8 protein-coding genes and 1 tRNA gene are annotated in these 14,857 nt (G+C 56.8%); 7 read left to right on the top strand and 2 right to left on the bottom strand.

The window, feature by feature from the left end; genetic code table 11:
* Positions 1–498 precede the first annotated feature (498 nt).
* The 5 genes from L904_RS19500 to L904_RS19520 all read left to right on the top strand — a co-directional run bounded on the left by L904_RS19500 (position 499) and on the right by L904_RS19520 (position 13,051).
* Positions 499–575 (top strand) — tRNA-Arg (locus L904_RS19500).
* A 287-nt stretch (positions 576–862) separates the two neighbouring features.
* Complete coding sequence (locus L904_RS19505; protein WP_020808916.1) at positions 863–7,303, top strand: NACHT domain-containing protein; 6,441 nt, start codon at positions 863–865, stop codon at positions 7,301–7,303.
* 212 nt (positions 7,304–7,515) lie between these two features.
* Positions 7,516–9,177: a TIGR04141 family sporadically distributed protein gene (locus L904_RS19510; RefSeq protein ID WP_031233432.1), complete on the top strand. Its 1,662-nt coding sequence runs from the start codon at positions 7,516–7,518 to the stop codon at positions 9,175–9,177.
* Positions 9,178–9,528: 351 nt separating this feature from the next.
* Positions 9,529–11,283: a hypothetical protein gene (locus tag L904_RS19515; RefSeq protein WP_157084219.1), complete on the top strand. Its 1,755-nt coding sequence runs from the start codon at positions 9,529–9,531 to the stop codon at positions 11,281–11,283.
* Complete coding sequence (locus tag L904_RS19520) at positions 11,264–13,051, top strand: hypothetical protein (RefSeq protein WP_020808919.1); 1,788 nt, start codon at positions 11,264–11,266, stop codon at positions 13,049–13,051. Before L904_RS19515 ends, L904_RS19520 begins: the two co-directional genes overlap by 20 nt.
* An 88-nt stretch (positions 13,052–13,139) precedes the next feature.
* Here L904_RS19520 and L904_RS19525 read toward each other — a convergent pair whose 3' ends face one another.
* Entirely contained in the window at positions 13,140–13,403 is a 264-nt protein-coding gene (locus L904_RS19525; protein WP_020808920.1) for a hypothetical protein, read from the bottom strand.
* A 123-nt stretch (positions 13,404–13,526) separates the two neighbouring features.
* Between L904_RS19525 and L904_RS19530 the strand changes: the two genes are divergently transcribed.
* On the top strand, positions 13,527–13,814 hold the full coding sequence (locus tag L904_RS19530; RefSeq protein ID WP_020808921.1) for a hypothetical protein: 288 nt from the start codon (positions 13,527–13,529) through the stop codon (positions 13,812–13,814).
* A gap of 37 nt (positions 13,815–13,851) precedes the next feature.
* Positions 13,852–14,316: a hypothetical protein gene (locus L904_RS19535; protein ID WP_020808922.1), complete on the top strand. Its 465-nt coding sequence runs from the start codon at positions 13,852–13,854 to the stop codon at positions 14,314–14,316.
* On the opposite strand, the gene L904_RS19540 is transcribed toward L904_RS19535, so the two are convergent.
* Positions 14,313–14,765 (bottom strand): hypothetical protein, encoded by a 453-nt coding sequence (locus tag L904_RS19540; RefSeq protein WP_115062306.1) that lies wholly within the window; start codon positions 14,763–14,765, stop codon positions 14,313–14,315. The two genes, L904_RS19535 and L904_RS19540, sit on opposite strands and share 4 nt — an antisense overlap.
* Positions 14,766–14,857 lie beyond the last annotated feature (92 nt).

Raw genomic sequence — 14,857 nt, forward strand, 5'->3', positions numbered from 1 at the left:
CCTTTACCTTGTCGAAATCATAACCGACAACGTCACGAAACTGTATCCCAAATAAATGTAGATGATACTAATATTGTATAATAATTTGACAGTTAATCGCCGGCAAAGCAAACCCGGACTCCGGATCGCCACCCGGCGAACGAAAAAAGTATGACTATTTACCCGCCAATTTTGAGGGGATAAAATCGCGTCCCGCGCCGCATTTGAAAGGCGTTGCCCTTATCCGACCGTCTCTTCGTGAAAGCGGCAAAACAGCGGCCAGACCCGGCAATAACATACTACTTATAAGGGAAACCCTATTGCGGCAAAAAGACAATACGTCAAACGACGCATCGCCCCGCCACCGCTGAAAGACCCGCGACCACCCCAAAACAGGCCCCGCGCCCCACCTCGCCCAAAAACAGACAGCGTTTCGCAAATCTCTGATTTTTAGACATTGATGCGAAAACAAAGCTGGGGTATGAACCAACCGCTGCACGCGATTCAAGCGTGACCGCTGCACCCGTAGCTCAGCTGGATAGAGTGTTGGATTCCGATTCCAAAGGTCACAGGTTCGAATCCTGTCGGGTGCGCCAAATTCCGCCGAATACCGCCCACAAGACGCTATGGCCACCGATCGTACGCCCTTGCATCCGGCAGAGGCTGAGGCGTGCGCAGAATAGCGTAGAAACGGCGACGTTCGGCGGCAGAAAAGTTCGAATCGCTTTCGGTCGAATGATTTCCATAAGAATACGCCACGGGTTGATGCGAAGACCGATAAATGTGTGCTGTTTTCTCTATGCTGTTGCAGTCACCCCCGGCAGGCTTATCATTCATGATTTATAATGCGTCTAAGGTATTTTGGTTCAAGCAGTAGTGGTTCATGCCGACAGTTGATCACAGCGACGAAATAGATACCGTTCGAGCGTCGCGGGCGGGCCACACTTTTCACGAGCGTTGGGCCGCACGAAGGGCCCTTCAGCTCGTATTCCCCAAGGACAACCTCTTCGCGATAGCCGTCGAGGGTCTTTCCTCGACCGAGACCGCGAAGCCCGGCGACAAGGCCGAGGAGGTCGCGGACCTCGTGCTGTATTACGGCAATGGCGACAACTTCGCCGCGAGCGATCGGCTTGAAACGGTGCAGTTCAAATACAAACTGCGCCCCGATGAGGTGACCGCCTCCTTTCTCCGAAAAACAATTGAGAAATTCTGCGCGACAATCGTCGGCTATGAGAAGGATTTCACGGCCGCAGAGGTCGATGCCAAAACTGCCTTTATCTTTGTGACAAACGCCTCGTTTGGACCCGATCTATGGGAGGCACTTGCCGCTCTTCAGAGCGGCGTTCCTGCGACAAGCCGCGGCGCCGGTCGGCAGGTAAGCTACCTGACTGCAATCTGTGCGAAGAGCGGTGTTCCCGATCCGAAGCGCCTATTCTCACGCATAGAGTTTCGTGCCGCCGAGAAGAACCTCCAGGGGCAAAGCAACGCGCTCCGCCGAACGCTAACGGATTGGTCGGCGGGTGCGGACTCTCAGGCCAAACTGCGTCTGCACGACTTGCAGGATCTCGTCCTGAAGAAGGCAGGTCCCAGTGGTCAAGGAAAGAACCTGATCAGGCGTGAGGATGTTCTCGACGCGCTTGATTGCGAGCCAGAAGATTTGTTCCCCGCAGACACGCGATTCATTGATGTTGGGGCGGTAGTCGAACGGACAGAGCTCGACATCGTCGGCGCAAGGGTCGCGCAGCTATCCATGCCAATCTTCGTGCATGCCGAAGGAGGGGTGGGGAAGACCGTCTTTGTGCAGAGCCTCGCCGCGCGCCTGAGCAACGAGTTCGAGGTCGTCGTCTTTGATTGCTTTGGCGGAGGCGCCTACCGGTCTGAAGAGCACTCTCGCCATCTGCCGAGCGTCGGCATCGTCCAGATCGTCAACGAGCTCGCATCTAGAGGGCTCTGCGATCTCCTTCTTCCGTCGGAGAATGACAACCGCCGGATTCTGAAAGCTGCTCGAAAGAGGTTTAGCCAAGCCGCCACTGCCATCGTCACCCAGTCGAAGAAGCGCGGACTACTTATCATCATTGATGCTGCCGACAATGCCCAGCTGGAGGCCGACTATCGCCGTGAGGACGCGTTTCCCAAACTGCTCTTGTCGATGCTCGATCACGAGCCGATTGATGGAGTGAAGTTGATGCTCACGGCCCGCACGCACCGCAAAGACACCGTCATCGCCCGCGCGAGGGTCAAGCCCTTCGAACTGGGGCCGTTCACCGAGCCCGAAGCGCGTCAGTTTTTGGAGGCGAGAAGGCCAACGATCTCCGAGGTAGAGTTTGCAACTGCACTCTCCCGGTCGGGCCGAAACGCCCGCGTGCTCGACTACTTGCTGACCACCTGGGACATAAACGTCGCCGGCACGGCGCCGTCCACTCCGATCACGGTCAAGGAGATTATCGCCCAGCGGTGCGCGAAGATCGTCAACGACCTTCACATCGCGGGTTGGGCCGAGAACGAGGTTCGCGAGTTCTTTGTGGCGCTCTCGCTTCTGCCGCCGCCCATTCCCCTTGACGATCTGGCGAGTGCTTTGGGCTGGCCGGCATCTCAGGTGTATACCGCCGCATCGGACTTGGCCCCCATGCTAGAACTCACACCTCATGGAGCCATATTCCGCGACGAGCCTACTGAGACATATGTCCGCGAGACCTACTCAAGCGAAGTAGACGCACAAAGAGTGATCGCCGACAGACTGTTGGCGAGCCAGGCATCATCGTCCTATGCCGCCGAGGCGCTACCCCACTTCCTCGTCGTTATCAATGACAGTGATCGCGCCTTCGCTCTGGCGGACTCCTCCAGCTTTCCCTCTGTTGTGCAGTCGGAGTTCGGCCGGCGACGTTTATCGCTCGCGCGCCTGCGAGCAGCCTTCCGCCTTGCCGTGGCGGCAGGCGACTTCGACCGTGTCCTCAACCTCACGATGCGCCTTGCGCAAGTGGCGACCGCCAACATGCGTGGCGATGAGTACATTCGCCGCTCGCCTGCTCTAGCGGTGACACTGGGTGACCCCGATGCGCAGCGCCGACTATTCGCAGATAGGTCGGGGTGGCGGGGAGCGCGAAGTGCGCGCCTCACCATATCGTACAGCTTTGCGGGCGATGCTGAAGAAGCAATGATTCAGCGCGAAAGTACGATTCGGTGGATCAACTGGCATTCGCAGCTTCCCGGGGAAGACCCGCCTCATGACCGTGCCGGGCCTGAGACAGCCGACTTTGCAGCAGTGTTGTTCGCCGGCGTCTTGCATGGCGACCTTGAGAACGTCGACCACAATCTCACCCGCTGGACTGCTCGTTTCTCACTTGCCGCGAGCGATGCTCTTATCACGCTGCTCGATCAGCTGAGGTTGACGACCGGCGATGACGCGCTTGCTGAGTTCGTAGAGTTCGCCGCAGGCGATCAGTGCAAGTCCGCCGCGCTGAAGATCTGCTTGCTGACTCGGCCCCAATACATCACTCGGGCGCAAGCCAAGTCACTCTCGGCGTCACTCAAGGCCTTCTCGGCGCCAGATGATCAGGAAGATCGTGAGGACTATTCGTTCCGAGAGGATAGAAGCATCGCCGGAGACATCACCCAAGCTGCGCTCACCGTGCTGCTAATGGGCTCACGGTCGGTAGCGGCCTCGCTGATGCGCAATGTCCCAGAGATGCGGCCCTCAGGCTACGACTACAGCGAGCGCTATGGGCATCCGACGGTCTGGCAGCCTCTCATTTGTGCTTGCGTGCGCGCCTGGTCTGCCGGAAAGCCGCTCGCTTATCACGATCTCCTTCCCAGAGAACTGAAGATTACGAAGCGCGCCAAGGCCATCAGCGATAAGAAAGAGCTGGCCAAGTTCATCGCGGAGCAGACCGTCAGCACCGCACCGGTGCGAGGCGTCAAGAAGCGAAAGTCCCCCAAGGAAAAGGCTCGATACAACTCTGTTGAGCGCAACGAGATCGTTGATGCCATCGAACTCGCGTTGACGTTGATGCAGCCCATTCAAGAGGCGATCCTTTCAAAGCAGCCGGTCAGTGTCGCCACCATGGATGCGTTCATTTCCATCTGGCAATCGACGACCCGCAGCAGCGTGCATTGGCGATCAGAGACCGCAGTAGATTTGCAATCGCGAACACTGGGCCTCGCGTGCGTGGAATTGCTTTTCTCCTGCGCAGCCGATGTTACGTCGGAACAGGCTCGCGCCGTGGTCGATCTTGTTTCTACGGGCCGGTTCGCGCCCTATCAGAAGCTCAGGGTCTTGGCCCATCTAGCTCGCAGGCCACCTTTGCACAGCCTTGCTGGAGAGTTTGCGCGCCACGTCTCGGAACAAATCCGAAAAGATGAGAACATTGGCTCTCGCGGCGAAGGATACGCCGATCTCGCCGCAACTCTGGTCGCTATGAGCGTCGACGAGGCACGCGAGTACTACCGCCAGGGTCTCTCACAGCTCGACCAGATGGGCGGCGAGGACCTCCAGCAAATTTACTCTCTGCTACACTATGGCGTCGTTCAGCCCGGCGGCGAACTATCTCCCGTGGCCGCGCAGCGCCTCATGAACCTTTGCCAAGCAATCGCTCACTACGAACCGAGGAAGTTTGGCTGGACATTGTTCGGGCGTTCGGCGGCGAACTCAATTGGCTTTGCAGCCATCGCAAAACTCGTGCGATGGAAGGACCAGGATGTAGTTGAGCTTTCCTATGGCTTACCCCAGCTGGTTTGCTACTTAGCGAAAATGGGGAAGCTCTCGCCAGTGCGAGCCGCGCTGCTCCTCACATTGTGCAAGGACCACGGCTGGTGGGATTGGCAGGTCGGTGAAGGCATCTCCGACCTTTTAAGCGTTTGCGACCCTGCCGACCGTAAGGCCATCATGAATGTGATCCTTGGAAAACTGCGCGCCGAGCATATGGACGGCGCTTGGCCAACGCTATGGGAAAGTCTCCTAAAGGCTGGAGATAGCTATCCAGGGACGCTTACCGAAGAGGAAAAGACCGCGATCGAACAAGCGAGGGCATTTGCTAAGCAGAAGCAGGACGAATTCAACGACCGCAATCGCTCTTCAAGCCAATTCCTCGCTCATACGCCGGCGCGACCGACCAAAGAACAGGTCGACGAAACCATCGCGGCGCTTGTCCAGCGCTGCGATCCTACATCGGCCGCTTCGATAGACGAGGCGATCAGGATGATCGATGAGGACAAGCGCCTTCCATTCGGAGCTCGTCTTCAGTTCGTGGCAGGCGTGCGAAACGCGTGCCCCTACGGCAAAAGGCTGCAGTTCCTGTTCGCCATTTGCGAGGCAACTGAGTTCGAGTTTGACCGAGCTATCGACCTAACAATTGAGTGCATTGCGGTATGGGCGAGTGAAGCCGCCCACTTGCGCTCACATTCGAAGGAGCTGATCGTCTCACTATTCGCGCACAAAGGAGCCCAGCTTTTTGACGATCGTTATTCCAATATGGCCCGGCGCCTCCAACAGCTTTCGGAACTATGCGGCGACAAGCGCTTCGTGCTCGAGCAGATACTGAAAAAGGTTGCGATCGACGAGATAGAGCTTGATGGAGATGAATGGCTCCAGCTGGCAATCTCGCTCTGTGACATTGCGTCCGGTGCTGCCGCACTCGAAGCCTTCGAGCGACTCCTTTCCGGCACGGCCTCGCGTTTCGCGGATGAGATCGGTGAAGGCCCGTATCGAGCCGAGTTCGCGGCCGCACGGCAAGAACCTGGTTTCTTGGCCGACATTCTCTGGCATCTCTTGGGCGATGACGACGCGTATGTCAGGTGGTCGGTGGCACGCTCTCTCTCTACCGCTGTCGAGCTGGGTTTGCATGAGGAGCTGGAATTGCTGCTCGATCAGTTCGACGTTCGCGAGGTGCCGGCGCTCGCTACGACTGACAGGTCGCTGCCCTTCCAAAACTCACAGGAGTGGCTTCTCATCGGTGTCGCCCGGGCCGCAAAAAGGCACGGCAGCACTCTCGCATTCTTGCGCCCCAAACTGCTGGCGCTCGCCCAACGGGCTGATGTCCATGTGATGCACAAGGTGCATATCGCACGCTGCCTCGAGAATATCGGTAATGGGGGGCGTCCTGACAAAGCGCTTGCGATCTTGCGTGCGCAAATCGACACGCCTCCGAACGGCACGGTGAAGACAGATGAGTGGCCGGCGCCCGCGGAGGCCACATCCGGTTTTTCCTTTGACTATGAATTCAACAAATCCGAGCTCGATGACTTGGCGCGTCTCTTTGGCTTGCCTCATGGGACGGTAGCGGACCTTCTTGCGAGCGAGATTGTGGCGCGATGGCCCGAGGCAAAGGACATGAGCTATTTCCCCGGCCATGATCGTTACCGCCGTGATCGCAATGACCAGCACGAGTACTTCAGAGAGCATGTTCAAAAGCACGCACTGTTTAGCGCGGCCACCAAACTGTTCGCTTCCCACCCCGTCGTAGCGAGAACATATGATGACGAAAGTGATAAGTGGCGCGAGTGGCGTGACCGCTACGACATCACCTTCGATGACGGGTCTTGGCTGTCTGATCGCAAGGACGGCACCCCGCAACGGGCGTTTGAGAAACTTCTCGGACCACGCGAGAAGCAGAAGGAGTCGCTTCAAGCTCCGGACGTTGTGCTAAAAAAGCTCAACATCATCGACCGCGATCCCGCCGACGTTATCCCGCTCTATGGCAGGTGGACATCGCCGGACGGCGTTTCAGTGAATATCACCTCCGCACTGTCGGAGCGGAAAGGAGCAGTTCAACGGTGCACGTCTTTCTCCAAAAAGCCCAGCCACGACTTCTGGCTGCCGGAGTTTTGGGACGGCGGGTACTATGATCGGAACTATCGGCAGGCGAGCCCATTCGAGCCATTAGTTTGGGCACCAGAACATTATCGTCTTGGCATCGATCAAGGCGATGAACTCGCCGCTCACGGAGCGGCGTCAAGGCCGCGACTGGGAATAGATCTAACGAAGCAGCTGTCTTTGACCGAAGGGCCCATAGTCGGCGAGTGGCACGACGCCAGTGGCAGCCTCGCTCTGGAGAGCCAGGTCTGGGGAAAGTGGGAGCCGAACCCTGACCAGCACAAATATCGCCATCAGTCCGGAGGCGAGATCCTATGGGCAACGCCAGCGTGGCTAGAGGCGACGTTGTCGGACTTGAACCGTCGTCTGGTCTCGACGATCACACTTTGGAAGTACCGCTCGTCAACATCCTACGACGAAACTTCCGGTGCCAAACTCGTCATCGTTGCCTTGAGGGTGGATGATGGCGGCATTCGGTTCTGGCACGCGAAGAAGGCGTCAAGCGTCGACTATTAGCGCAAGTCCCGCGACTTAAGTGGTCATAGACGCGTGCCTTCTTGTTCATCATCACTTAACCTGCTCAATATCGCCGCACCGGCCGAGCGAGGCTCGACCGACATACATGAGCAGGGAGCCTGAACGGTTCCCGTGCCTGCTTCGCTGATGTCGGGTGTCCGATCTGGAGGTAATTTTGGGATTCTGATAATGATGTGCCGGGGGGAGCTAAAATGGCTGGAGAAAAGACGCGTCTACGCACGCTGAACGTTCGTTTACTACGTGAAGGCCGAACTATTGGCGACGCATTCTCACCCACTTTTTCTCAAGGAAGCGACCGAGCGCTTGAGCAGCGACCTTGGAACGGCGTTGAAGGCGCATCACTTTTCATTGGCCAGATTTACTCCAACCCGCCATCGTGGGTAGAGTTTCTCAGTCCGCAGAGTGCGGACCTGCCAACAGACATTTTTGCAAGTGGTGCGGGAGCGGTGGTCTTCCTGCCAATCGGAGATCGAACTGCCGCCATCTGTTTCGGGCATGTCCACATTGCCCTTAACGACGATGCTTTCGAGCGGCAGTTCGGGTTGAAGGTGACGCTCAATAGCGTTCCCAGAGGTCAGCTTCGCAGTCTCGATCTTGCCACGCCTGACGCCGTGACATTTCAAAAGCGTGTACAGGCAAGCCGTGACAGCGATCTGCAAGCCTTTGGTGTAGACATGCTGCGCGACTTAGCGCGGGTTGCTGGCGGTACACCGACCGATTTGAAATTTGCTCGGTTCGTCGCGGGAAAAGGTAGTCTATCGATTACCTGCGAGGTTAAAGCAGACGGTCTCCGGCAAAAGTGTGCCGACATAATCAAAGCGTACAAGAAGATCGACTACCAGAAAGAATTCGCCTGGGTCGACAACATGCAGATCGTGCATGAGAAAGACATTATCGCGCTGCTCGACGGGCAACTTGAAGAGGCGTTGGGGAAACTGAGAGATGGGCAAGCCTCTCAGCTCCACATGTCACCACCGGAAATCGTCAACTATACCGAAGGGAACGAGCTCCATTACAACGGATTTGGTTCACACGGCACCACGTTTCACAGCCTCTCGATTGACGATTATGTGACAGAACTGAACCGCTGCGATTTCGACGATGACTTCTCCGAGGTGAAGGCCAATCATCGCATCAAGGCCAAGGGGGATGGCGAGGAAGAATTCAGTGAGAAATGGAGGGTCTACGACTGCTTCGTATTTGAGGCGTCGCTCGGCGCCGGGGACAAGGAAAAGCACTATGTGCTGTTCGCAGGCGATTGGTATGTCGTCGAGAAGCGCTTCAAGAAGCTAGTTGAGGACTATTTCGACGCGTTGGAAAAAGTGGCGATCATTGGAGCGACGGAGTGCGCCAACGAGCGGGACCTGATTGCAGATATCGAGGCAAATCGCCCGGAATTGCTCAAGCTCGATCAACAAAAAATCAATCCCCAAGGAGTGCGATACGGCAATCTTGAGCCATGCGACTTTCTCTCCAAGAATGGCGAATTCATTCACCTCAAGGACGGAGAATCCTCCGGCCCAATCAGTCATGTCTGGATGCAAGGGCTGGTCAGCGCGGAAGCCTTTGTGAGCGACGCGAAGTTTCGCAAGACGCTGCGATCAAAAGTGAAGAGTCTTGGAAACGGCTTTGAAGTGCAGCTACCGAAAAGCACGGAGCGCGTCGACCGAAGTAAATTCAAGGTCGTTTACGGTGTAATGCGGAAGCCCTATGCAGATGGAACCGTTGGCCTTCCCTTTTTCAGCAAGGTTAGCCTCCAGGCTGCCGCACAACGCATTGAGCAGTTCGGGCTCGCGGTCGCTATTGAGCTGATCGAAAAGCCTGCCAGCGAGGCCGCCGGGGGAGACGACTAGCCAACTCGATCGGCCGACATCTCCGACATCCGAAGTGGTCGTTGAGAAGCATGCGGCTTCACAGATCCATGTTGGCGGCGCTATCTGAATGGCGCCACTTGGCCGACTCGTAGTTGCGGTGATGTTCACATCAATATAATCGTGAAGCTATCTCCGAACAACGCTGCGGAATTGATGATCCCAGGTCATCGGCATGCCGATAGCATGTCGGCCAGGGCATCTTCGACGTCACTGTACGCCGCGCTTCTTTCAAAAAGCGCGCCTTAGAAGACTATGGAGAATACAAAGTTAGAGGTTTACGCATTTGCTATCTTGAGGGGGCGGCGTTTTCGGTCCGCAACACGGGGGACAATGACAGACGAGCAAGAAATCATCGAGCGTCACGCGGCCGGCACGCTCCCAGAGCTCTTCGTCGAGCGCATGAGGCGTCATTACGACGGTGACGTTGGTAAGGCGTTTGAAGCAACGCTTATCAAGCTCCACAACAAGGGTGCAATCGATGTTCTTGAATCCGCGCGGACGATTTCCAGTTCTTCGATCAATCAACATGACTTCTTTGTAGCCATGCACGTCTATTGCGAACTCATTCCGGCCCTTCAGGCCGAGGTGCCCGCGATGCTTACCGCGGTTAAGGCATTGGTCGCACGCGCTGGCGATGACCTTGCCTCCGGCAGCCCAAACGGCGCCTTTCGAAAATGGGCCGAGCAAGGCGATCGCGCGCAGACAACGCTTGCCGCAGTCGACGGGCAAGACCCCGATGATGCGCCCTATATCTTCCTCGGCCTCCAGGCGCTGGCGGAGAAGGCCGGTGAGGACGCTCTCACCAGAGCGATAGCCTATCTTCAAGGCACGGTCCCGCCGGCACGTTCGGCCGCGGCCAAAGTCATCGGAACCATAGCCCTCGTGAGCAAGGAGATGTGCGACCGCGCCGCGAATGCGCTTGTCGCGGCAAGCTCTGCTGCCGACGACAACTCTCTTGGTCATATCCTCACCGCCATTTGCGAGTTGGCACGTGCCCATCAAAACCTGGAGGGGTCAGCCGTCTCGTTAATCCAGGCTGCAATTCCGCGAGTTGGCGACCAGGCAATCCATCAGCTCTCGCTTGAACTCATGTTTCACGGCGAAGAGCTCGCGCCAGATATTCTAGCCGGCTTGATAGCGGTCATGCACAAGGTTGAGGTTAGTAGTCGTGCAACCATCGATCATATCGATGCTGCTGGCGGTAAGCTCATCAGGTATGGCCGGCTCGATGAAGCCCTCGCTCTTGTCTCGCCTTTGATAGCAAAGCACGAGGAGCTGGCGTCACTCGAGGTATTCGACAGCTTTTCCTATTCTTTGCGCACGCTTCCGCCCGATCGATTGGCGAAGGTTATTGCCGACTGGCTTCTTTCTCTAGATCACAATCTTGGCCATGCGACCCTATCGCTAGTCGCCAATAACCATGGCGACGGGCCAATTATACTTGCTGCCGATCCAATAACCCTTAAGCGAACGGACGCCGATAAGATCGTGCTCGCACACCGGGCGGTCGGCTATCTTTTCATCCATCCGATAACAGCTGCTTCGTTGATGCTCGGTCTCATTCCCGGCGTCGCCGAGGATCGCCGCCAGGTGTTGGTGGAGCTTCTCTTCGACCCTTTGCTGATTAATTACTCGGGTGCATTGGCCGATTGGCTAGGCGAGCGCGCTAAAGATGAAAACGATCCTGTGCAGCCCATCATCAAAGACCTGCTCACTCGGCTCGAGTCTTATATTGAAGGCCTGCGCAAGGCTGGTCGGATCAAGGAGCTACGTCCCTCGGAACGCGAGCGGCTTATCGAGGGTCACCGCCAGCAAGAGTCGATGCGGCAGGTACACAAGCAAGCAGAGCAAAAGTCGGTCTTCATGTCACTCGTGAGCCGTTCGGTCATGCTTTATGGCAATCGCTCGTCAGCTACTTCGGAGGATCAGACGGCAAGAAGCAGCGCAACGAAACCAAGTTGCACGGCTTCAGCCACAGCATCGAGGCGCCGCACCTCGACATTCTCGAACCGTTCGATCTCGACTACAAACTGCGGGTATTCCGCGCCATGCGAGGCGCGGAACCATGAAGCTTGTCATTCGTGAATATCTCGCTTCCTTGCGCGAACGAGGTGAACTCGACGCCGTGTTGCCCGATTTGCTTACCGAGCTAGGGTTTACCATATACTCACGTCCGGCGCGGGGAACGCGCCAATATGGCGTCGACGTCGCCGCAGTCGGCAATGGACGTGATGGCGTTCGCCGCGTCCATCTGTTCTCGGTCAAATCTGGCGACCTCGACCGCAATGAGTGGAACACGGCCTCGCCGCAAAGTCTCAGGCCATCGCTCGACGAAATTCTCGATCATTACATCGCTAGCCGTATTCCGCCCGAGTATGCCGCGCTGCCGATCGCCATTTGCCTTACGTTCGGCGGCGCGATCGATGAGCAGGTCCGAGCCGAAGTGACCGGCTACATGACCCGGAACACCACCGAGCGCATCAGCTATGAAGAATGGAATGGCGACCGATTAGCGGACGTCATCCTCGACGGTATCCTGCGCGAAGGCTTGCTGCCGCCCGTACTGCGAAGCCATTTGCGCAAGAGTGTCGCGATGGTTGAGGAACCCGATGTCGCACTCGACCATTTCGGCCGACTACTGCGCGCGTTGGCCGATACACCCGGCGCAACCGCGGCGGCACGGCTGTCTCAGGCCCGGATGATCAACATTTGCCTGTGGATCATGTTTGTTTGGGCGCGCGAGGCAAACAATGTGGAGGCGCCCTATCGCGCCAGCGAACGCGCCAAGCTTGAGGTCTGGCATCTCCTCAAGGCCGACATCGGACGCTCGGGAAAAACGGCTGAAGCAGCGGGCTTTGTCATTAACGAGCTCTTCGAGCTGCATTTCGTAATCTGGGACGAATTGTTTGAGAAAAAGATCCTGCCACATGCCAATGCCCGGCACGCGCTTTCATCGGCAGTCGGATCACATGCCTCGCTCGATGTAAACCTGAAGCTGTTCGAACTTGTCGGGTGCTTGGCGCTGCGGGGCTTGTGGCTGGTGTGGCAGCTCGCGCCAGCCAAAGGTCCGGTCGTGCTCAACGAGGAGTATGTCCGAACGCTCCCGGCAATGCTCGCCAAGGTCAACAACGCGACGCTGGCGCGGATCGACGGACTTTGCATGCAACTCATCCAGATAATCAGCAACAATCGCGCATTGCTGTCACCGATCGGCGATTGGCAGGCGATCGACATTGGTCTTGCCTTCACGCTTCTAGCCTGCCGCCCCGCCACGCATGGCGCGATCGATCAATGGACCGAAGAGCTGGTGAGCCGCAGCATCTTCGCGTTCAACGTGCATGGGCGTTATCCGGTGATCAGTCGCTCCTATTGGGATCTTGTCGATCATCCGTCCGAACGCAGCGAGGAATACCGTCAAAGTTCGACCGAGGGAAGTGTCCTATACCCGATGCTTGCACAATGGGCAGCTGCGCGGGGCAGACAGGATGTGTTCGACGAATTGGCCGAGTTCAAGATCGAATCGCTCGCCCATTGCACGTTTCAGACCTGGCTTCCGGACGACGACAGCGAGGATAACCTCTACCTCGGCCGGGACGATCACGGTGCCGTGCTGATCGGCGTTCCGGTCACCGCGGGTTCACAGGACGCACTCGATTTCGTCCTCGAGGAGGCGGTCAACAACCCGCACTACGACGCTCTGTCCGCGGTCCGTTTCGGCCATTGGCCGATCGTGCTCACCGCGTGCCGGTGCTACCGGCTGCCGGTCCCACCGCAGGTTTGGCGCGACCTCCTGCCTGCCGTCGGCCCGCTCGTTAAGGACGAACATCATCCGACAGGCGACGACGCATGTTAGGGTTCGTGACGACACGCATTCGGCCTCTCACCGAGGAGATCATCAATGAAATCGTTGAGCTTGCAGGAGGCCGGCGTGCCCATCCCAATCACGACCGACGAGCTGCGAGCTCTGAAGCAATATCGGACACGATATCACGACCTAACTTGTAGCTGCGATCATCGAGGAAGGATAAATCGCCAGAAATACGAGACCACACAAACAGGGTGGCGATGACGAGCTTTGCTCTGGTTACCTCGTCCGACGTGGTGATCCAGGCTTGGGCGTCACCTTCGCCGTCGCGATCAATAAGAGAAATGGATGGCAGCTCCATCCCGGCATAGACATTGAAGTTAAGTGGCTTGTCAGGCATCGCGTTCTCCCAAAACGCATATCGATACCAATATCGTTCGCTGTGGGCGGAAATTGCACAAGCCGAAATCAATAAAAAATCAACGAGTAGTGGGATATCAGGTGCGCAACCAGGAGGGTTTGCATGCCGATCATCGCGAAAATAGTAAGCACCACCGGGGCTGTACGACATGTAACGCTGTCGGACGATCCTTCTGACCAGGAGATCATCGATGCGCTAGGCGGCAAGGTCGGTGACGATTACGATATGCTCGGCCAGGCCAATGGCTACGAGGTGCTCCGGCTGAAGAACGGAAGCACCGACAAAATAGTGATCGGCGCCCCCCCGCAGAACTCTGCTCCGATCAAGCAGCGTGCCAGTTGCACCATTTCCGATACGAACGCGGCAAATCTAGCTAAGAGCTTTCCGTAATAGCTAACCGCTGACATCACATACTGCTGGACATAATATGCTCAATAAAGACAGATACTTGGTCGTTCGAGAGAGCGACTATGATGGCGAAGCTATCGAATATTTTCCGCTCCGCGAGTTTCCTCACCCAGCCGATCTCGTGGAAATTTCGCCGATACCTCTGGAATTCAATTCTATAAAGACAACCTCAGGCAAATGCTTTCACAATGCGTTTCTCGTGGCGAAAGCGAGCGATACGTACAGCATCGTCTTCTGCTACTACGGACCCGATCACAGCGTCACGCCGCATGCAATCGTTGAGCAGAGTGGTATCTATTTTGACGTCTCGGTCATGTCGGCGTCCGAGAATACGAAATACTATCGCTATGCGTCGATGAGTTATCAGGAATATCTCACGGAAATGCGTGCTCAAGTGCGTGCCGATTTTGACCCTGACAAGCACGACTATTTCCCTATATCCGTTGACAAGGACGGCCGGTTTGTTTTCGTGGTCGACGACTAAATCCCCAACGCAGCAATTTCCTGCGCCCAGGCATCCATGCCATCCTTGATCAGCGTGTAAACCTTCTCGGTCGATCCGTCATTAAGGGTGAGCGCCAAGTACGTGAAAGGCGTCAGCGGTCCGCTCAGGTGCGTAACACCCACGAAAAAGGCATGCCCTACGGCCTCATCGGGACGTTGCCCTTGCGATACGAAGAGGGCGGTCTGGCGGTTTAGCTGGCCGTGTTTGTGGCTGTCGTGGGCGTCCCTGATCTTTGCTAGAGCTGGATATCTCTGGCCGAGATCATCACGATAGGCGCGAGCCTTCCGGCCGATGTGATTTGCCACTACCTCAGCCATAATATCGATCTGCGAGATCGCATGAACGGCAAGGTGCTTCGACGTTTGGTTGGCTTTCCAATGTTCGGCTGAAGGCACGACGTATTCGTTCAAGAAGTCGGACGGGTGCACGAATTCGCTCCAAGCCTCGGATAGGGGACGCGCGAGAATACTGTAGGAAAGCGGCACTTTCTACGTGACCTGCCACTGAGAATTTCCTCCAG

This window comes from Agrobacterium sp. LY4, from assembly GCF_001526585.1.
In the GTDB taxonomy this organism is placed as follows: Bacteria; Pseudomonadota; Alphaproteobacteria; order Rhizobiales; family Rhizobiaceae; genus Agrobacterium; species Agrobacterium leguminum.

Coding starts and splice junctions, on each gene's coding strand:
- L904_RS19535 (WP_020808922.1), top strand. CDS start 13,852: ATGCTCAATAAAGACAGATACTTGGTCGTTCGAGAGAGCGACTATGAT.
- L904_RS19510 (WP_031233432.1), top strand. CDS start 7,516: ATGGCTGGAGAAAAGACGCGTCTACGCACGCTGAACGTTCGTTTACTA.
- L904_RS19530 (WP_020808921.1), top strand. CDS start 13,527: ATGCCGATCATCGCGAAAATAGTAAGCACCACCGGGGCTGTACGACAT.
- L904_RS19520 (WP_020808919.1), top strand. CDS start 11,264: ATGAAGCTTGTCATTCGTGAATATCTCGCTTCCTTGCGCGAACGAGGT.
- L904_RS19525 (WP_020808920.1), bottom strand. CDS start 13,403: ATGCCTGACAAGCCACTTAACTTCAATGTCTATGCCGGGATGGAGCTG.
- L904_RS19505 (WP_020808916.1), top strand. CDS start 863: ATGCCGACAGTTGATCACAGCGACGAAATAGATACCGTTCGAGCGTCG.
- L904_RS19515 (WP_157084219.1), top strand. CDS start 9,529: ATGACAGACGAGCAAGAAATCATCGAGCGTCACGCGGCCGGCACGCTC.